At 71.8% G+C, this 18,611-nt stretch carries 16 protein-coding genes; 4 read left to right on the top strand and 12 right to left on the bottom strand.

The genetic code is table 11. From position 1 onward, the window contains the following. Positions 1-119 precede the first annotated feature (119 nt). Positions 120-299, bottom strand: a complete 180-nt coding sequence (locus tag ACFCLZ_RS11795; RefSeq protein ID WP_380284835.1) for a hypothetical protein — start codon at positions 297-299, stop codon at positions 120-122. A 169-nt stretch (positions 300-468) separates the two neighbouring features. Between ACFCLZ_RS11795 and ACFCLZ_RS11790 the strand changes: the two genes are divergently transcribed. Further along, a complete protein-coding gene (locus ACFCLZ_RS11790) occupies positions 469-4,026 on the top strand; it encodes a hypothetical protein (protein ID WP_380284834.1) in 3,558 nt (1,185 codons plus the stop codon). A gap of 296 nt (positions 4,027-4,322) precedes the next feature. Here the strand turns inward: ACFCLZ_RS11790 and ACFCLZ_RS11785 are convergent, their stop codons facing one another. Next, positions 4,323-4,550: a hypothetical protein gene (locus ACFCLZ_RS11785; protein WP_380284833.1), complete on the bottom strand. Its 228-nt coding sequence runs from the start codon at positions 4,548-4,550 to the stop codon at positions 4,323-4,325. A gap of 186 nt (positions 4,551-4,736) precedes the next feature. Next, positions 4,737-5,906, bottom strand: coding sequence for a hypothetical protein (locus ACFCLZ_RS11780; protein ID WP_380284832.1), 1,170 nt, complete (start codon positions 5,904-5,906; stop codon positions 4,737-4,739). 436 nt (positions 5,907-6,342) lie between these two features. On the opposite strand from ACFCLZ_RS11780, the gene ACFCLZ_RS11775 reads away from it, so the two are divergent. Continuing rightward, entirely contained in the window at positions 6,343-7,302 is a 960-nt protein-coding gene (locus tag ACFCLZ_RS11775; protein ID WP_380284831.1) for a hypothetical protein, read from the top strand. A gap of 380 nt (positions 7,303-7,682) precedes the next feature. On the opposite strand, the gene glnA is transcribed toward ACFCLZ_RS11775, so the two are convergent. Beyond that, complete coding sequence (glnA, locus tag ACFCLZ_RS11770) at positions 7,683-9,095, bottom strand: type I glutamate--ammonia ligase (RefSeq protein WP_380284830.1); 1,413 nt, start codon at positions 9,093-9,095, stop codon at positions 7,683-7,685. Positions 9,096-9,375: 280 nt separating this feature from the next. On the opposite strand from glnA, the gene ACFCLZ_RS11765 reads away from it, so the two are divergent. After that, positions 9,376-9,843, top strand: coding sequence for an RDD family protein (locus ACFCLZ_RS11765; protein WP_380284829.1), 468 nt, complete (start codon positions 9,376-9,378; stop codon positions 9,841-9,843). Between the two features lie 127 nt (positions 9,844-9,970). On the opposite strand, the gene ACFCLZ_RS11760 is transcribed toward ACFCLZ_RS11765, so the two are convergent. The 8 genes from ACFCLZ_RS11760 to ACFCLZ_RS11725 all read right to left on the bottom strand — a co-directional run bounded on the left by ACFCLZ_RS11760 (position 9,971) and on the right by ACFCLZ_RS11725 (position 16,937). Continuing rightward, positions 9,971-10,669 carry a DUF4191 domain-containing protein gene (locus ACFCLZ_RS11760; protein WP_380284828.1) on the bottom strand — a complete coding sequence of 233 codons (699 nt, stop codon included), beginning with the start codon at positions 10,667-10,669 and terminating at the stop codon, positions 9,971-9,973. A gap of 70 nt (positions 10,670-10,739) precedes the next feature. Then, positions 10,740-11,006 carry a hypothetical protein gene (locus tag ACFCLZ_RS11755; protein ID WP_380284827.1) on the bottom strand — a complete coding sequence of 89 codons (267 nt, stop codon included), beginning with the start codon at positions 11,004-11,006 and terminating at the stop codon, positions 10,740-10,742. Positions 11,007-11,260: 254 nt separating this feature from the next. Next, complete coding sequence (lipA, locus tag ACFCLZ_RS11750; protein ID WP_380284826.1) at positions 11,261-12,214, bottom strand: lipoyl synthase; 954 nt, start codon at positions 12,212-12,214, stop codon at positions 11,261-11,263. Between the two features lie 154 nt (positions 12,215-12,368). Next, positions 12,369-13,139: a lipoyl(octanoyl) transferase LipB gene (gene lipB, locus ACFCLZ_RS11745; protein ID WP_380286146.1), complete on the bottom strand. Its 771-nt coding sequence runs from the start codon at positions 13,137-13,139 to the stop codon at positions 12,369-12,371. 162 nt (positions 13,140-13,301) lie between these two features. Beyond that, positions 13,302-15,245 (bottom strand): helix-turn-helix domain-containing protein, encoded by a 1,944-nt coding sequence (locus ACFCLZ_RS11740; RefSeq protein ID WP_380284825.1) that lies wholly within the window; start codon positions 15,243-15,245, stop codon positions 13,302-13,304. Positions 15,246-15,372: 127 nt separating this feature from the next. After that, the gene (locus ACFCLZ_RS11735; RefSeq protein WP_380284824.1) at positions 15,373-15,597 is read right to left on the bottom strand and encodes a hypothetical protein; all 225 of its coding nucleotides are present in this window, start codon (positions 15,595-15,597) and stop codon (positions 15,373-15,375) included. A 4-nt stretch (positions 15,598-15,601) separates the two neighbouring features. After that, positions 15,602-16,363, bottom strand: coding sequence for a 3-hydroxybutyrate dehydrogenase (locus tag ACFCLZ_RS11730; RefSeq protein ID WP_380284823.1), 762 nt, complete (start codon positions 16,361-16,363; stop codon positions 15,602-15,604). Positions 16,364-16,448: 85 nt separating this feature from the next. Next, entirely contained in the window at positions 16,449-16,937 is a 489-nt protein-coding gene (locus ACFCLZ_RS11725; RefSeq protein ID WP_380284822.1) for a hypothetical protein, read from the bottom strand. Between ACFCLZ_RS11725 and ACFCLZ_RS11720 the strand changes: the two genes are divergently transcribed. After that, on the top strand, positions 16,848-18,608 hold the full coding sequence (locus ACFCLZ_RS11720; RefSeq protein WP_380284821.1) for a regulator: 1,761 nt from the start codon (positions 16,848-16,850) through the stop codon (positions 18,606-18,608). The two genes, ACFCLZ_RS11725 and ACFCLZ_RS11720, sit on opposite strands and share 90 nt — an antisense overlap. The last annotated feature ends 3 nt before the right edge of the window (positions 18,609-18,611 follow it).

Raw genomic sequence — 18,611 nt, 5'->3', positions numbered from 1 at the left:
GGCACCCGGTCCCTGGTGTTGTCAGGCGAATCGGGAATCCCCTTCAAGGAACCCCACCGGGTTGACTCCGGCTCCGGTGCGACGGGGTGCCCGTGCGGCCGGCGAAGAGCCGGGCACGGTCACGGTTTGGGCGCCCGCCGGATCAGGATCGCCAGGGTCGCCCGTGCGTCGCGGCGGCGTGCCGGGGAGCGGGAGACGATCGAGGCCAGGACGACGCCGAACAGCGTGACCGTGTAGACGAGTCCCGTGGCGGCGGCCAGCACCGTGGCAGCGGTCAGTGGGACAGGCAGTGCGGACATGACGGGTTCCCTCCCGGACGGGTCGACCGGATACTCAAGGTCGACTGGTGCGGTATTCATCTCCTGTCCGGCACGTTTCCTGCGAGGTCGGACCGCCGGTCCGGCCGCGTTTCCGCTGGTGGGAGGTCGGAAATTTCACATCCGGGGACGTACAGGGGAGGCGGGCGGAATGACAGTCGGCGGGACCGGGCCGGATCCGCGGTGGGAAGCCCGGGCGAAGCTCACCGCTGCCCTGAAGGACCTGCGTGCCCGGGCAGAGAGCAGCGCGGGCCGTCCCCTCACGAACCGGCAGATCTGTGCGGAGGTGCCGGGCGAGGACGGCAGGAAGCTCAGCAAAAGGCTCAGCGCGTGGTTCACCGGCGTCGACAGGCCGTCGTCGGACGAGGTGGCCTGGCGTGTCATCTCCTTCCTGGAGAGGTGTGTCGGCAGCCCTGTGCGCACGCCACAGCAGTGGAACGAGCTCCTGCGCGGCGCCAGGGAGGAGGCTCGGAGGAACAAGGGAGGGCGGTCGGCGACGACATACCGCCCCACGCCCCTCCCGCCTCTGCGGCACTGCCGTACTGCCGACCAGTACCGGCCGCAGGAGCTGAAGGGGCGTGAGAAGGAGCTCGCCCGGTTGCATGAGCTGGTCGGCAGCAGGTCCGGCTACCTGTCGTTGGTGGGGCCACCCTGGGCGGGCAAGACCGCGCTGCTCGCCACCTTCGCCGCGACCTGCACGCTGCCGGACACCGACCTCGTCGCCTACTTCGTCCGCTGGAAGACCGGGAGTGACACGGCTCGGTACTTCCGCGACACCATGATTCGCGTGTTGAGCGGGCACGTGGGGAAGCGTCCTGCCTCCAGGGACACCGGCACCCTTCTGGAGCTGTACGACGCGGCAGCCAGGAAGAGCGTGGAGTGCGGCCGCAAACTGTTGTTGTTGATCGACGGGCTCGACGAGGATGCCGTGGGTACGCGGGACGGGCAGATCGAGGAGAGCATCGCCTCGCTCCTGCCGCCGAGGCCCTACCCGGGGCTGGTCGTCCTGGTCTCCCGTCGCCGGCACCCGCCCCTGCCCGACGATGTTCCGTCGGACCATCCCCTGCGCGACGCCTATCCGATCACCGGCATCCGCCCCTCACCCGAGGCCGCCGTCCTGCGCGGTGTGGTGCGTCGGGACCTTGAGGTGTTGCTCCGTGACAGCGGTGCCTGGGGGCGCGAGATCGTCGGATTCCTGGCGGTGGCCGGCGGCGGCCTCACCGAGCCGGCGCTGATGCAACTGGTAGGAACCGGTGGGCACGACGACATGCCGATCCCCTACGACCTGGCCATGCGGCTGCACAGCGTGGCCGGTCGAGGGGTCTGCCTGGAGGACCTGGAGCCCGACGAGTTCGTCCTGGCCCACAAGGACCTGTACCGGGAGGCCCTGGCCGGATTGGGCTCCCCCATGTGCTCCGCGCTCCTCCATCGGCTCCATGCTTGGGCCGACGGTTTCCGGGAGGAGGGGTGGCCCGCCACCACCCCCGGGTACCTGCTTCACCGCTACCTGGACCTCCTGGCGCGCACGGATGACGTCGAGCGTCGTGCCGCCTTCACGCTCGACCACCGTCGGCTGGCGCTACTCGCCGCCGCAGGCCGCACCGATCTCGCGCTCTCCGCGGTCGACCAACTGGCACAGGAGCTGCCGACCCCCGCCGTCCTCGCCTCGGCGGCTGCGTCGGGCTCGCTCCTGGCGACGGGGGCCAGGCCGGTCCCGCACGAGGTGCTGCGAGCGTTGTGCCTGGTCGGTGACAGCGAGCGGGCGCGGTCTCTGGCGCTGGGCGCGGGGGACCCGGCCTCCAAGGCGGCACGGCTCGCCGAGGTGGTCCGGGCTCTCTCGGTCTTGAAGACGCCGGATGCGGCGGGAAAGGCGGTGCGCTTCGCGCGGGAGGCGGCCGGCTGGGCCGAGCGGTCGGAGCGGCAGCCCGGCTCCCTCTCCGTCGCATCCGAGTGGGACGCCGGGCCGATCGTCCCGTGCACCGCCGTCGTGCTGGCCGAAGTGGGTCTGACGGACGAGGCGGTCCGGTTGCTGAGCTGCGTGGACATCCGCCGACCGGAGAACGTCGAGCCGTTGGCAAGGGCTGCGGGGCTGCTGCGTGGAGCCGACCGGGCCTTCTCCGACCGGGTGTCGGAGGAACTGCTGCTCGAAGCGGAGAACCAGGCCGAGTCGGCGGAGGGCGACCCGGTCCTCGCCGTCGAGATCTGGGCGTCCGTGGCCGCGCACGATCCCGGACGCGGCGACCGGGCCCTGGCGAGGATGAGGACGTTCTCCGAAGGGTTCGCGGTGGTTCGTCCGGGGCTCGCCGCAGCGGACTGCTGTGCCGTCACGGCGTCCGCGTTGGCCCGGTCGGCACCGGAGGACGGCCCCGGAGAGACGTGGAAGCAGGCCCGCGAGCTGGCGGATACCGCGAGGAGCGCGGTGCTGGGAGCCCTGGACGCCGCATGGCCGGACGAACTCAGTGGATCGCTGGCCTTGTTGGTGCAGGCCCTGCTCGATCTCGGAGAACTGCCCACGGGGATACGCGGCATGCTCGCCGGGTTTCCCGCACAGATCGCAGCCCGGGCCGAGTCCTTGCTCGACGGCGACGCCACCACCGATGAGGACCAGACGGGCGACGCGGAGGCGGAGGTGGCGTTGCTCCACCGGGTGCGGTGCTCGTCCGAACTTGGGGACGGCCCGCAGCTGAGGAGCGATCTCGATCGCTACCTCAGCACCTCGGCCGCGGGGGAGGCCCAGGTCGCGTGGCTCCCTCACCTCTCCGAAGCCCTCGCCGGCACGGACGACGAGGCGGGCTCGGCCCTCGTCCTGTCAGCGGCGAAGGGGGGTGGCTCGCTACTGCAGGTGCGGTGCCTGGCGGCAGCCGCGAGGGCGCATGCCGAGGGCGGGCGTCAGGATGCGGCGGTGCGGTGCGCAACGGAAGCGGCAAGGACGGTCGCGTGCCTGGATCCGCAGCCGCCCGAGGCACGAGCGCTGGTGGCTCAGGCGTTCGCGCACGCAGGTGAGGCCGAGCGGGCCGCCTCATGGGCCCAGCCCCCTTCCGGACGACGGCCCTTCGGGAGGGCGGGCATTCCCTATCGGCGAGCCGCCCTGGCCGTTCGGGCGGGTCTCGAACCGGCGGCCTTCGTCGCCGAGGTTGTGGCCGAGGGTTTGCCGGGTGGCGGGCTCTCCGCCACCGGAAGCGACCTGGTCGAGGCATTCCGCAGCCTTGCCTCGGGGGCACAGGTCGAGGCCCGCATTGCGTCCCTGCGGACACTGGCACGCACCCGCCTCGCGGCCGAGCCCCTGCTTGCCACCGGACTCGCCCTGCTGCAAGCCGTGCGCGGTGATGGCGCGGGCGCGTGCCGTACGGTCGGAGAGGTACCGGATCCTGCCGCCAGAGGCGTCGCGCAGGCGACCGTCGCCGGGTGTCTGTCGGGCGTCCCGGCGTACCTGGACGTGGCCGGGGACGAGGACAACTGGATGCTGTCCGTGTTCCGTGTCCTCGCGCACCAACTGCGTCCGGCCGGAGCCGGGGGAGTGCCCTTGGCGTCCGAGCTCGTCGTCGGAGCCTTGGGTACCGACAGCTGGTACCGGGCACTGCCCCTGCTGGGCCGCACCGATGCGGCCGCGCTGCATGCGGTGGTCGAAGTACTCGATCGCCACGGTCGGGCCGGTATACCGGTCAGGGCGGCCGCAGCAGATGGCCTCCGGTCGCTGCGCGGCGGTTGAGCGGCGGGGCACGAGGGCCCGTTGAACCGATGGCTGCCACCCCGTTCGGGGTGGCAGCCATCGCTCTGTGCCCGACCGACACCGGGTCGAACTGCGTTTCCGCAGGTCGGAGGGGGTTCTACAGGTCGTAGTTCTGATCGAACATGCCTCTGACCTGCGGAAACATGGGCCTCAGGGAAGATCATTTCACAACCAGTGCACACCCGGCGGCAATGACGATGAGATGCGGTGAGAAGTGTCGAGTGAGGGGCTCGATGGCCTTGACGGCCGACTGCCAGCGGCCGGGGCCGCTCACCTCAGCCCTGTTCCGTCGTGCCGCCGCTGCTCTCTTCTCCCTCCCCTTCCGGGTCTGACCAGTCGGCGGCCGAGCGGTCATGGTCGTTGCGGCGCAGCTCGTTCTGGACCCGTCGCCAAGCACGGATGATCGGAGGCACTCTCGACAGCACTTCACTGATCTGTGTCAGCAACAGGGTGAGGCAGCCGAATGATGCGAGCACGAACAGGGTTACCCGATCCCAGCTCATCGCGCGACACCTGCTCCCCGGATCCCTGACTCACCCCGGCGTGACATGATCAGGACTGCGGTCGATTCTTTGTCAGAAGGGCGCGGCCGGATGAGGCCGAGGATTCCGATCAGAGCCCTGGGCATATCGACACTCTGCGTGTCCCGCAGGAACGACTGGCTCCGCGGCCGGTGAGGCCACATGCCGCTAACCGAGGACGGCATGACGGACGAGCCACCCGAGGGCGTTCACTCCCAACCGGTCCGGCTCCTGGAGTAGCGCAGTCTCCACCTCACCGAGATCGGCGAGTTCCGAAGGTGCGGACACCCGGTCCAGCGAGGCGAAGCGCTTCATCGCGGCCTCGACGACGGCTGGCCACCCAGGCATGCCGAAGTGGTGCGTGGCTTTGGACGCAGCTGCGAACGCCCGGTGCAGGAGGGCGTCGCGCCAGCCCTGCCGACGCATCATTTCCTCAGTGATCCAGACCTGTTCCTCGATGTTTCGGATGAAGTCGGCCACTGGCCCGGACGCGGATCGCAGCGTGAACCGGGAGCCGCCTGCCCACGGAAGGTCCAGGTCCGAGGCGATGGCGGTGAATGCACTCAGTCGTTCGGGCCCGCTGTCACGGGCGGCGACGAGCGCCTTGCGGGCCCGACGGTACAAGTCGACGCCCTGTGCGAAGACATCGCCGGCGTTGGGCCCACCGGGTGCCGCACGGATCGCGTCGAGCGGTTCGTTCAACAGGGCCCCAGCGGCCAGTCCGGCTGCCGCTGCGCTCAGCAGGACCTCCGGGTCGTCTGGATCGATCCCGAGACGAGGGAGCGCGGCCGATGCATGCTCCTCCAACCCCGGAAACAACGGAGGCGGCTCCTCGGGCCGTGGCGCGATGAGCGTGGCGAGCCGCGGGGACAGGGGAGCCGGGCCGGGCTCCTCGATGGTGATGTCGTGCTCCAGGAGGTCCTCGAAAATGGCATCCGGTCCGCAGTCGATGTGCGATGTGTCATGCCGTCCCGAGCAGTCCTCGGCGCACTCCAGTTCCTCGCACATCTCCGGTTCCTCGGGCTGCGCCTCATTGACCAGGTGGTAGACGAGCCTGTTGGCCACGGCCCCGCGGGCCGTGATCATGGCGCTGCCCAGCAGCATCTCTGCGTTCGTCAGCAGATGGTCCTCCCGGTCGACTGTGGCCGGAGGCACCGGAGTGTCGGGGATCCAGGTGTAGGCCGACTCCAGCGATATCGACAGCCAGGCGATCCGTGACGCCGGGACCTCCGCGTTCGCGGCCAACTCGGCGACTTCCTCTGCGGCCTGCCGGATCGCGTCCAGCCGGGCCATGTAGTGGTCGCGGACCGATTCCCATGCCTTGGAATCCTTGCGCACCTGCTCGGCGTTCCGTGCCAGTGCGGCGTCCCGGGTCTCCCGCGCCCGGGAGACCAGTCGGCTCAGACACGGGCGGCACCCAGACAGACCGGCCTCTGGGGCGGGGCCGAGCGGTACTGCCCCGAGATCCCGGCCGAACGGGGCACCGCACACGGAGCAGTCCAGGCTCGCCATCTGCCGACCCGTTGGTACTGCGGCTAGGGCGGTACGGATTGTGCCGTATGCGTAGACAGGGATGTGCACGGGCGAACTCCTGGGGTGTCGTGCTCCGTTGGTGTCCTCACCATGCTCACCCGGGCGTTCAGTAGCTGGTCACCAAGCGGAAGGCTTGGTGGCGAACTTGACGGAAGCTGACTGCGTCGTACGCTGCGGCAGCGAAGCTTGACACCCCTGGCCGGAGCCCGTGCACTGGCCCCGAAGCAGGAGGATCCAAGTAGTGGATACCCCGGACGAGTCGCAGCCGGAGAGATGGCACCAGGAACTGGTCGACGCGTTACAGGAGTTGTACCGGGCAACAGGTCAGGTGAGTTTCCGCAAGGTGAGCACGCTGATCCGCGAGCGGGAGAACCCGTTGTCCGGACCCAGCCACGAGACCGTGCGGTCCGCGATCAACGGGCAGCGGATACGACGTTGGGAGACGTTGCACGACATCGTCATGGTGCTGGCGAGCCTGTGCAGCCCCCCTCGGGACGAGGAAGCCGAGGTCGGACGGTTCCTGCTGCTGTGGCGGGCAGGCCGCGAAGGAGAGAAGGGCGTCCGGAAGTCGTTCCAGGAATTGGCCAACAGCGGCTGGGGCGGCCAGGACGGCAAGTGGACACCCGAGATGGTCATGGGCATCCTGGTCAACCCGTTCAGCGCCATCCAGATAGCCCCCGGGCTCGCCGCCCCGCACGAACCGATCATTTCCGAGGACGTGTGGATCCGGGCGATGGAGAAGTTCATCGAAGAGGACGGGGCCGAGCACGTGCTGAGGGTCTTGCTGCACACGCTGAAGGGCGACTACATCGGAGCCACCGAAGGCACGCCATACGGCTACCAGGACATGGATCGGGAGGCGATGGATTCATATGCGGCCTTCCACTACGGCTGCCAGGAGGTGCGCCGCCGCTTGAAAGCGGAACCCAACCTCCTCGCAGAGTCGATCCGCGCGATGCGGGCCGATGAAACGATGGACCGGGACGACCGGGCGGAGATGATCGAGAATGAGTCTGACCTGAGCCTGATGAGAGAGGTCATGATCGTGACCCCGGATACCTGGGACGACGTGTCCGAGGAGGCCCACCACATGGTCTTCGGCTATCTGATCAAGCAGATAGGCCCAGTCGGTCCGCTCAGCCTGCCGGACGCGGACCGCTTCCCCATCCTCTGGCGTATTCCCGAACCTTCTACGGAGTAATCCCGACCCGTGCCTGCCCGGGCCGCCGACCATCGGCACAGGTCCGGGCAGGGTGGCGAGGAAGAAGCCGGCGGCCAAGAAAGCGCCGCAGCCCGCAGAACATCCGGAGTTTCCCACCACACTGCGCGTACCGGCTGCTGTGCCTGCCCTCGCTGAACCTGCGGCTGAGCCCACTCTGGGTCTACTCGCCGGGTTCGATGGCTTGGCCGCCCGCGGGCTGGTCGAGCTGTTGCTGGCGTCGGCGCTGCTCGTTTCGAATCTGCTCGAGCCCCAGAGCGTTCGATACGAGTCGGCCAGACCGCGTTTCCGCAGGTCAGCGAGGCGCTGACCTGCGGAAACGATGGGAGATCGAACTGCGTTTCCGCAGGTCAGAGGCGCTTTTAGAGGTCGTAGTAGAGCTCGAACTCGTGGGGGTGGGGGCGGAGGGCGATGGGGGCGATCTCCTGGGTGCGCTTGAAGTCGATCCAGGTCTCGATGAGGTCGGGGGTGAAGACGTTGCCGGCGAGGAGGTACTCGTGGTCGGCTTCGAGGGCCTCCAGGACGGCGGGGAGGGAGGCGGGGACCTGGGGGACGTTGGCGTGGTCCTCGGGGGCCAGTTCGTAGAGGTCCTTGTCGACCGGCTCCAGGGGTTCGGTCTTGTTCCTGATGCCGTCCAGGCCGGCCATCAGCATGGCGGAGAAGGCCAGGTAGGGGTTGGAGGAGGGGTCGGGGGCGCGGAACTCGATGCGCTTGGCCTTGGCGTTGGAGCCGGTGATCGGGATGCGGATCGCGGCGGAGCGGTTGCGCTGGGAGTAGACCAGGTTGACCGGGGCCTCGAAGCCGGGGACCAGGCGGTGGTAGGAGTTCACCGACGGGTTGGTGAAGGCGAGCAGCGACGGGGCGTGCTTGAGCAGGCCGCCGATGTAGTAGCGGGCCATGTCGGAGAGGCCGGCGTAGCCCTGCTCGTCGTAGAAGAGCGGCGAGCCCTCGCTCCACAGCGACTGGTGGACGTGCATGCCCGAGCCGTTGTCGCCGAAGATCGGCTTCGGCATGAAGGTGGCCGTCTTGCCGTTCCGCCAGGCGACGTTCTTGATGATGTACTTGAACAGCATCAGGTCGTCGGCGGCGTGCAGCAGGGTGTTGAACTTGTAGTTGATCTCGGCCTGGCCGGCCGTGCCGACCTCGTGGTGCTGGCGCTCGACCTCCAGGCCGGCCGCGGCCAGCTCCAGGGACATCTCGGCGCGCAGGTCGGCGAAGTGGTCGACGGGCGGGACGGGGAAGTAGCCGCCCTTGTACTTGACCTTGTAGCCGCGGACGTCGCCCTCGGTGGAGCCGCTGTTCCAGGCGCCGGCCTCGGAGTCGATGTGGTAGTAGGACGCGTTGGCGCTGGTGTCGAACCGGACCGAGTCGAAGACGTAGAACTCGGCCTCGGGGCCGAAGAACGCGGTGTCCGCGATGCCGGAGGAGGCGAGGTAGGCCTCGGCCTTCTTGGCGACGTTGCGCGGGTCGCGGCTGTAGGCCTCGCCGGTCACCGGGTCCTGGATGAAGAAGTTGATGTTGAGGTGCTTTTCCTGGCGGAACGGGTCGAGCCGGGCCGTGGCGAGGTCGGGGACCAGGGCCATGTCGGACTCGTGGATGGCCTGGAAGCCGCGGATCGACGAGCCGTCGAACATCAGGATCTCGGACGGGTCGAACGTCGCCGCGGGTACGGAGAAGTGCTGCAAGACGCCTGGCAGGTCGCAGAAGCGGACGTCGACGAACTTCACGTCGTTGTCCTGGATGAACTGCTTCACTTCGGCGGCGTTGTTGAACATCCATCCTCCTCGGCGTTGCGAATGGGGCACACCCTAGGAACGGGCCGTTTCCGACCGGTGACCCAGTCGTTTCCTGAATGTTAACCGCAGCTGCCGGACGGGTGGCAAAGCCGTACGGGACGGGACAAAACGCCTGGCCCCGCCAGGTGGGACGCCTTCGATGGTCTAGATCACCGAAGGCGCCGGCGGAAAGTCGGCGGCGGCCGATTCACTCTTCGGTGGCGGGCCCGGCGGGGGAGGCGGTGGCCGTCCCCGGCGTTCGCCCGGTTAGTGTGGATTCGTGGACACCAGAGAAGCGTTGGGATCGTGGATCGACGGCCCGAAGGCGGCCGCCGAGAAGATGGGTGCCGACTTCGGCCACCGCGGTGAGCGCCTCGGACTGCCCAAGGAGGGCCCCGGCTCGATCGCCGGCCCCGGCCGCCGGATGGGCGCGCTGTTCGTCGACGGCTGGCTGGTCGCCCTGGTCGCCTACGGGCTGATCGGCAAGGGCTCCGCGGCCTCGGCGAACCTGTGGACCACCCCGCTGTTCTTCGCCGTCACGGTGCTGCTGCTCGCCACCACCGGGACGACCGTCGGCAAGCGGCTGTTCGGGCTGCGGGTCGTCCGTCTGGACGGCAACCGGGCGACCATCCCGCAGGTGCTGCTGCGCACGCTGCTGCTCTGCCTGCTGGTGCCGGCGCTGGTCTGGGACCGGGACACCCGCGGGCTGCACGACAAGGCGGTCGGCACCGTCGAGGTCCGGATCTGAGCGAGGCCCGGACCCGAGGGCGTCGGCAGGGCCGGCGAACGGAGAACGGCGAACGGAGAACGGCGAACGGCCCCGCTGCGGAAGCTTCCGCAGCGGGGCCGTTCTCGTGCTGTCGACGGGGAGGGGCTCAGCGAACCTGGCCGCCCTTGGGCATCCGGGCGCCCTTGGGCATCGGGCCCTTGGGGATCGGCGCCTTGGAGAGCAGGTCGCCCAGCGCGCGCAGGCGGTCGTTGGTCTCGGTGACCTGGGCGGGCGTGATGGCGCGGGGCAGGCGCATCAGGTGGATCTGCAGCTTCTTCAGCGGGACCTCGCCCTCGCCGTTGCCCACCACGATGTCGTGCACCGGCACGTCGCCGACGACCCGGGCCATCTTCTTCTTCTCCGACGCGAGCAGCTGGCGGACCCGGTTCGGGTTGCCCTCGCCGATCAGCGCGATGCCGGCCCGGCCCACGGCGCGGTAGACCGCGTCCTGGCTACGGGTGACGGCCACCGGGGTGGAGCTGGCGCTCCAGCCGCGCCGGATGTTGTTCAGCACCGCCGCGACGGCGCCCGGCTGCCCCTCCATCTGCCCGAACGCGGCACGCTCGGCCCGGCGTCCGAAGACGATCGCCATGGCCAGGAAGGCCACGATGAAGCCCAGGATGCCCAGGTAGACAGGGTGCTCGATCGCGAAGCCGATGGCGAGGAACACGCCGAAGGTCAGCAGGCCGACGCCGGCGATGATCAGGCCGATCTTGGTGTCGACCTTCTTGGTCATGGTGTACGCCTGGCGGATCTGCTTCAGCCGCCCGGGGTTTTCGGATGTTTCCCTCGCCATAATGCTCATGGTACGTGGCGTGGGTACGGGATATCCAAGCCCGGGTGCCCGTTCGCCCCGAACCGTGACCCGGGTGCCCCTACGGAAGCGGCCGGCGGCGCACCGGCCTGACCGTCGCCGCCCCCGTCGTCGCCCCTGACGCGGCCCCCGGCACGGCCCCTGATGCGGCCCCCGCCAGGGCCCCCGACGCCAGCGCGTCGTGCCGGCGGTCGGCCGCGTACCGGCGGTTCTCGCAGACCGCCGCCCAGGCGTTGCGCCGGGCCTGCCGCTGCCCGCCGTCCAGCAGGACGCTCTCGGCGAACCGCAGCGCGGCCCCCATCGACCGGATCCGCATCTGCATCTGCATGCCGAACAGCTCCCCTCGCGGCCGGGGCCGTGGCTGAGAAGAATCGAACAATCGTGGTGACTCCATCGTCACCACCCCGTGTTACCAGTCCGTGACCTGGTAGTCAAAGGATGATGAACGCGAAAGGGCGGAGCCGAGGCTCCGCCCTTCCCATGGCTCAAACACGTCGGAACGCGCTCAGGCGCGCTCCCGACGCGGCAGCCGGCCGACTCGGACCAGGCTCGGACCGGACTCGGACCGGACTCGGACCGGACTCAGACCGAGGCCTGCTCGCGGCGCTCCAGCGCCTGCCGGTACAGCCGTCCGGCGCGGTACGACGAGCGGACCAGCGGACCGGACATCACCCCGGCGAAGCCGAGCTCCTCGGCCTCCTCCTGCAGCTCGACGAACTCCTGCGGCTTGACCCAGCGCTCCACCGGGTGGTGGCGCAGCGACGGCCGCAGGTACTGGGTGATGGTGATCAGCTCGCAGCCGGCCCCGACCAGGTCGGCCAGCGCCTGGCTGACCTCCTCGCGGGTCTCGCCCATGCCCAGGATCAGGTTGGACTTGGTGACCAGCCCGGCGGCGCGCGCCTGGGTGATGACGTCCAGCGAGCGCTCGTAGCGGAAGGCGGGGCGGATCCGCTTGAAGATCCGCGGCACCGTCTCGACGTTGTGCGCCAGCACCTCGGGGCGGGACGAGAAGACCTCGGCCAGCTGCTCCGGCACCGCGTTGAAGTCCGGGATCAGCAGCTCGACACCGGTGCGGCCGGTCTCGCGGCCGGCGGTCATCGCGTGCACCTGGCGCACGGTCTCGGCGTACAGCCACGCGCCGCCGTCCGGCAGGTCGTCGCGGGCGACACCGGTGATGGTGGCGTAGTTGAGGTCCATGGTGACGATGGACTCGGCGACGCGGCGCGGCTCGTCCCGGTCGAACTCGGCGGGCTTGCCGGTGTCGATCTGGCAGAAGTCGCAGCGGCGGGTGCACTGGTCACCGCCGATGAGGAAGGTCGCCTCGCGGTCCTCCCAGCACTCGAAGATGTTGGGGCAGCCGGCCTCCTGGCAGACCGTGTGCAGCCCCTCCTTCTTCACCAGCGACTGGAGGGCGTTGTACTCCGGGCCCATCTTCGCGCGGGTCTTGATCCACTCGGGCTTCCGCTCGATGGGGGTCTCGCTGTTGCGGACCTCCAGGCGGAGCAGCTTCCTGCCGTCGGGTGCGACAGCGGACACGTGCGACTCCTAGAACTAGACGGGGTACCCCCAGGGTACGCCTGTGCTTGTACGGCCTTCGCCGGGGCTGCGGCCCCGCAATCGCAGGGCAACAGGGCTACCGGCAGGTAGATTCCCGGAGGCCGAGAGGGGACGGGGGAGGGGGCGGCGCGCTTCAGCGGCCGGGCGCCGGCTCCGGCAGTTCGGCGAGCACCTCGGCCAGGTGCTTCTCGACCAGCGGCAGCGCCTCGGAGACGGTGAAGTCCCGGGCCAGCTCGCCGGCCAGCGAGGCGACCCCGGCGTCCCGGATGCCGCACGGCACGATCTTGTCGAACCAGGTCATGTCCGGGTCGCAGTTCAGCGCGAAGCCGTGCATGGTCACCCCGCGCGCGACCCGGACGCCGATCGCGGCCAGCTTGCGGTCGTCGCCGCGCTGCCCGGCGTTGGACGGCGCGTACTCGGGGCCGGCCAGCCGCGGGTCGATGCCCAGCGGCAGGCCCATCCGCAGGGTGAGCTTGCCGATGTCCACCACCTGCTCCGGGTCCACCACCGCGTCCGGGATGGACTGGCCCAGCACCCAGACGCCGCTGCGGCCCTCGACCCGGGTGCTCTCGACGCCGAACGCGCCGCACGCGCGGATCAGCGCCTCCTCCAGCCGCCGCACGTACGCGATCACGTCGATCGGGTCCGGCAGCTTGACGATCGGGTAGCCGACCAACTGGCCGGGGCCGTGCCAGGTGATCTCGCCGCCCCGGTTGACCTCGACCACGGGGGTGCCGTCCAGCGGCAGGTCGGCCGGGTTGGTGCGCTTGCCCATGGTGTAGACGGGCTGGTGCTCCAGCAGCAGCACCGTGTCCGGGATCTCGTCCGCGACCCGCAGGGCGTGCAGCCGCTGCTGCTCCTCCCAGGCCTCCTGGTAGGGGACGGCGCCCTCACCGATGCCCATGCGTATGAACCGCACGTTCTCGCTCACCGCTGCTCCTTGCCAGGCGTTCGAGACCAACCTCGTTACTGTACGCCCGCCCGCCGCCGGACCGTCCGGGCCCCTGTCCCGCCCCGGTCGGCCCCGGTCGGCCCCGGCCCGGCGGGACAGGCGCCCGGCCCCGGCTCACGGCCCGGACAGCAGCTGGAGCCGCAGCGCCAACTGGAGCTCCAGCGAGCGCTCCGGGCCGTTCCAGTCCCGGCCCAGCAGCGCCTCGACCCGGTCCAGCCGCTGCACCACGGTGTTCACATGGACGTGCAGCTCGTCCTTGGCCCGGGTGAGGCTGCCGCCGCAGTCGAAGTACGCCCGCAGGGTGCGGACCAGCTCGGTGCCGCGCCGCGCGTCGTACTCCAGCAGCGGGCCCAGCGTCGCGCGCACGAAGCCCGCCACGTCGTGGCCGTCGCCGAGCAGGACGCCCAGGAAGCCGAGCGCCCGCGCCGAGGCGCCCTCGCCGGACCGGCCGAGCACCCGCAGCGCCCGGACGCAGCGCAGCCCCTCGGTGTACGCGGCGGCCAGCGCGACCGGCCCGGCGGCGGGACGCCCGGCGCCCACCGTGACCGGGAACCCGGCCAGCCGGGCGAGCCGCTCGGCGGCCTGCCCGGCGGCCCGCTGCGCGGCGTCCCCCGCACCGGTCTCACTCGCCCCGACGGCCCCGCAGCCCCCGTCCGGGACCAGCAGCACCACGGCCTCCCCGTGCTCCGCGCTGATGCCGCGCGAGCCGAACAGGTACCGCCCCGCCGCGCCCGCCAGCCGGGAGCGGGCACCGGTGTCCCGCGGGCCGCCCGGCTCGGCGACCAGCACCAGGTGCGGGCGGCCGAGGTCGACACCCAGCCGGCGGCCGCGCGCGGTCAGCCCGGCCGGGTCCCGGTCCGGGGCGGTGAGCAGGTCGGCCAGCAGTTCGCCGCGCACCCGGTTCTCGGTCTCGGCGACCGAGCGCCGCAGCAGCAGGAGCAGCGCGGTCACCACACCGGCCCGCTCGAACAGCCGGCGGTCGGCGTCGTCGAGGTCCGGACGGCCGCGCAGCACCAGCGTGCCGAGCTGCTCCTGCCCGGCCAGCACCGCGCAGACCCAGGCCTCGCCGTGGCGCACCGAACGCCCCTCGGCCCGGGACGCGGCCGCCGCCTCGGCCAGTCCGGTGCCCGGCGCGGCGGCCCGTCCGGCCAGCGGCTCGCCCTCGGCGTCCAGGACGGCTATCTCGTCGCCGAGCAGGGCGGCCACCGCCGCGGCGACGTCCGGCACCTCGGCCCCGCGCAGCACCAGGTCGGTGAGCCGGTCGTGGCCCTGCTCGGCGCGCTGGACGGCGGCGGCGTGGGCGCGGATCAGCTCGTTGGCGCTGTTCAGCTCGGCGAGCGCGGCCCGGGTGTCGGCCAGCGACTTGGCGGTGTCCAGTGCGATCGCGGCGTGCGCGGCCAGCGTGCAGAGCAGCGCGACCTGGTCGGGGGAGAAGGCGCGCGGCGAGCGGTCGGCGGCGAACAGCACGCCGATCACCCGGCCGCCGAGCAGCAGCGGCACGCCGATGATCGCCACCAGGCCCTCGTCGAGCACGCCCGCGTCGATGCTGCCGGTGTGGTGGAAGCGCTCGTCGGCGCGGTAGTCGGGGGTGGCGTACGGGCGGGCGGTCTGCGCGACCAGGCCGCCGAGGCCGTCGCCGAGGCTGAGCCGCAGGGTCTGGAAGAGCGGCGAGACCGAGCCGTCGGTGACCCGCATGTAGGTGTCGCCGGCGGCCTCGTCCGGGAGGGTCAGATAGGCGGTGTCGGTGCCGAGCAGCATCCGGGCCCGGCGGACGATCGCCTGCAGCACGGCGTCCAGGTCGCGGGAGGCGGCGAGGTCGCCGGCGGTGTCGAACAGCGCCGTCAGCTCGGCCTCCCGGCGCCGGTGCTGGCGCATCGTGCGGTGGACGCGCAGCGCCTGCCAGGTGGCGTCGTCGATCTCGCTCAGCACCGCGGCCGGCGCGCCCTGCCGGCGGGCGTCGGCGAGCACGTCGGCGAAGTCCTCGGTGGCGGCGCCGGAGGCGAGCAGGTCCAGGAGGCGGCGGAGCGCGGGCGCCGAGCCGGTGTGGAGGTCGTTCATGGTGCGGCCGCCAATCGGCAGTGGGTGTTGGTGCCCGGGGAGGGAAGCGAGATCGTAGCCGCTCGGCCCGTCGGTCGTCGGGGGCCGGCGCGCGTGCGGTAGTGCGCGCCGACCGCCGGACGGCCCGTCAGACCGCGGCCGTCCTTCCGACCACCGGGGCCGGGCCCGCCGCACCCTCCGGCCCGCGGAGCACCGCCGGCGCCGTGCCCGCCGCCGCGAGCGCGACGTGCGCCGCGAGCGCGACGTGCACCGAGAGCGGCGTCGCGCCGCCGTGGTCCTTCGGCGGCGCGGTGGCGATCAGGGGGACAGCGGCCGCCCTGTCCGGGCGTCCTGCCGTGGCTCCGGCACCCACCTCCTCAGCGGGCCGTCCAGGCGCCGTCGAGCGGGAGCGAGGCGCCGGTGATGCCGGAGGCGTGGGGCAGGCAGAGGTAGAGGGCGAGCTGGGCGACCTCGGCGGGCTCGATGAGGCGCTTGACGGCGGTGCGGTCGAGCAGGACGCGCTCGACCACTTCCTCCTCGGGGATGCCGTGGGCGCGGGCCTGGTCGGCGATCTGGCGCTCGACCAGGGGGGTGCGGACGTAGCCCGGGTTGATGCAGTTGCTGGTGACGCCGTGCGGGGCGCCCTCCAGGGCGACGGTCTTGCTGAGGCCCTCCAGGGCGTGCTTGGCGGTCACGTAGGCGGACTTGAAGGGGCTCGCCCGCAGGCCGTGGACGGAGGAGAGGTTGACGACCCGGCCCCACCCGCGCGCGTACATGTGGGGGAGGGTGCGGCGCAGGATGCGGAACGGCGCCTCGACCATCACCCGCTGCATCAGTGTGAAGCGCTCGAGCGGGAACTCGTGGAGCGGGGCCACGTGCTGGAGGCCGGCGTTGTTGACCACGATGTCGGCGTCGGCGGGCAGCGCCTCCACCGCCTCCGGGTCGGCGAGGTCGGCGACGTGCGCGACGCCGCCGATCCGCTCGGCGAGCCGGCGGGCCGGGTCGGCGGCGAGGTCGACGACGTAGACCCGGGCGCCGGCCGCGGCGAAGGCCTCGGCACAGGCTCGGCCGATGCCCGAGGCGGCTCCGGTGACCAGGGCGGTGCGGCCGTCGAGCGGGCGGGCTGAAGTGGTGTCCATGGCCGAGAACGGTAGGAATCCGGCGGCCGCGCTCCTATGTGGCGGCCCCCTACAGCACCCCGCTGAACTGTGGTGTTTCCCGCTATCACGGCGCCGTCGCGGCCGGTCGCCGGCGAGCGTCCTCCAAGCCAAACCCATCCTGAGGTGTCTTCCCCACAATGGGCGCGGATGCTTCACCCGTTCGGAGGATTGCTCGGTCAGAACCACCACATAGCGCCCGAATGCTCGCTACATTCACGCCGAATTCCCGACAGGGGGCGTCGCCACAGGCAGCCGAACCGCTGGTGGAGCCGGTGCGGCGTCCGAGAGGTGTTGACTGACTATGCCCCAAAGGCCTGCAACCGACAGCCCGGCGTACGGACCGCTCGACCCGCTCGACCAGCACCGGGGTCCGGTCGGCCGGGCCCTTCCGGACGCCCCCGACGCCCCGCCCGCCGCCGACGGACCGCGGCTGCCCGAGCAGGCCACACCCGCCGACCGGCACGTGCCCGAACGGCATGCCGGCGAGCACCACGCCGGTGAGCACCGCCCCGGCGAGCACCACGCCGGTGAGCACCGCACCGGCGAGCGCCACGCCGGTGAGCACCACACCGCTGAGCGCCACGCCGGTGAGCGCCACCCCGTCGAGCGGCACGCGCCCGAGCGGCACCAGTCGGCCGCCGCCACCCAGAACCTCCAGCTCGCCGCGCTGATCGAGGAGGCCGGCTTCTCGCACGCCGGCCTGGCCCGCCGGGTCGACCAGCTCGGTCTGGAGCACGGCCTCGACCTGCGCTACGACAAGACCTCCGTCACCCGCTGGCTCCGCGGCCAGCAGCCCCGCGGCGCCACCCCGGCGCTGATCGCCGAGGTCTTCACCCGCCGGCTCGGCCGCCGCCTCACCGCCCAGGACCTCGGCCTGGACGCCTGCGCCCCGGTCTACGCGGGCCTGGAGTTCGCCGAGACCCCGCAGGAGGCGGTGGACATCGTGGCGAGCATGTGGCGCAAGGACAACGGGCCGCAGTCCGAGCTTCGCCGGATCGCCTTCACCCCGGCCGGCCTGGTGGTGCCCAGCCGCGACTGGCTGATCGGCCGCACCGACGAGCGGGTCGCCAGGGACGGCTCCACCCTGGCCCGGCCCGATCCCGGACCCGGCGCGCCGCCGCCCACCGGTCCGCCCGGCCCGTCCGCCGGCCCGGTGGCCCGCGGCCTCGCCCCGACCGCCCGCACCGGCCCCGCCCCGACGGCCGGCGCCGCCGGCTCCGCCGCGCTCGGCGCCCGGGTGCCCACCCAGAGCCGCCGCCCGCCGATCGCCGTCGAGCCGCCGTACCACGACCCCGGCCGCGAACAGCGCCCGGCGCTGCGCGTCGGCCGGGGCGACATCGCCGCCATCCGCGCCGTCGGCGACCTGTTCCGGGCGCTCGACCACGCCTACGGCGGCGGCCACGCCCGCCAGGCGCTGGTCCGCTACCTGGAGAGCGAGGCCGAGCCGATGCTGCGCGGCCGCTACGGCGAGCAGATCGGCCGCGCCCTGTTCGGCGCCGTCGCGGACCTCACCCGGCTGGCCGGCTGGACGTCCTTCGACATCGCCGCGCACGGCCTGGCCCAGCGCTACTTCGTCCAGGCGCTGCGGCTCTCCCAGGCCGCCGGGGACCGCGCGCTCGGCGGGTACGTCCTGGTGACGATGAGCCAGCAGGCCGTGCACCTCGGCCACGGCCGGGAGGCCGTCCAGCTGGCCCGGGTCGCCCAGCAGGGCGTGGGCACGGCGGTGCCGCCGACCGTGCAGGCGCTGCTGCACGCCGCCGAGGCACGCGGGCACGGCCTGCTCGGCGACGTCCGCTCCTGCACCACCGCGCTGGTGCGGGCCGAGCGGGCGCTGGCGGCCGCCCGGACCGGCGACGACCTGCCGTCCTGGGCCCGGTTCTTCGACGAGGCGCAGCTCTCCGACGAGTTCGCGCACTGCTACCGGGACCTCCAGCAGTGGCGCACGGCCGCCCAGCACGCCGAGAAGTCGCTGCGGCTGCGCTCGCCCGCGTACGCCCGCAGCCGGATCTTCTGCCGGCTGGTGCTGGCCACCGCCCGGCTCGGCATGGGGGACCTCGACGAGGCCTGCGGCATGGCCACCGACGCGCTGCGGGCGGCGGGGGAGATGCGCTCGGCCCGGTCGCTGGAGTACGTGCGCGACTTCCACCGCCGGCTCACCCCGTACCGGGGCAGCCCGGTGGCGCGCGCGTTCGAGGAGACGGCCCGTCAGGCGGGGGTGATCTGACCG

Origin of the sequence: Kitasatospora purpeofusca, assembly GCF_042691725.1 — a bacterium.
GTDB classification, from domain to species: Bacteria; Actinomycetota; Actinomycetes; order Streptomycetales; family Streptomycetaceae; genus Kitasatospora; species Kitasatospora purpeofusca_B.
This window is presented reverse-complemented; position numbering and strand designations above follow the sequence as displayed.

Excerpts from the sequence above, each read along its gene's own strand:
- ACFCLZ_RS11795 (WP_380284835.1), bottom strand. The coding sequence starts at position 299 with ATGTCCGCACTGCCTGTCCCACTGACCGCTGCCACGGTGCTGGCCGCC.
- ACFCLZ_RS11790 (WP_380284834.1), top strand. The coding sequence starts at position 469 with ATGACAGTCGGCGGGACCGGGCCGGATCCGCGGTGGGAAGCCCGGGCG.
- ACFCLZ_RS11785 (WP_380284833.1), bottom strand. The coding sequence starts at position 4,550 with ATGAGCTGGGATCGGGTAACCCTGTTCGTGCTCGCATCATTCGGCTGC.
- glnA (WP_380284830.1), bottom strand. The coding sequence starts at position 9,095 with ATGTTCAACAACGCCGCCGAAGTGAAGCAGTTCATCCAGGACAACGAC.
- ACFCLZ_RS11760 (WP_380284828.1), bottom strand. The coding sequence starts at position 10,669 with ATGAGCATTATGGCGAGGGAAACATCCGAAAACCCCGGGCGGCTGAAG.
- ACFCLZ_RS11755 (WP_380284827.1), bottom strand. The coding sequence starts at position 11,006 with ATGCAGATGCAGATGCGGATCCGGTCGATGGGGGCCGCGCTGCGGTTC.
- lipB (WP_380286146.1), bottom strand. The coding sequence starts at position 13,139 with ATGGGCATCGGTGAGGGCGCCGTCCCCTACCAGGAGGCCTGGGAGGAG.
- ACFCLZ_RS11740 (WP_380284825.1), bottom strand. The coding sequence starts at position 15,245 with ATGAACGACCTCCACACCGGCTCGGCGCCCGCGCTCCGCCGCCTCCTG.
- ACFCLZ_RS11730 (WP_380284823.1), bottom strand. The coding sequence starts at position 16,363 with ATGGACACCACTTCAGCCCGCCCGCTCGACGGCCGCACCGCCCTGGTC.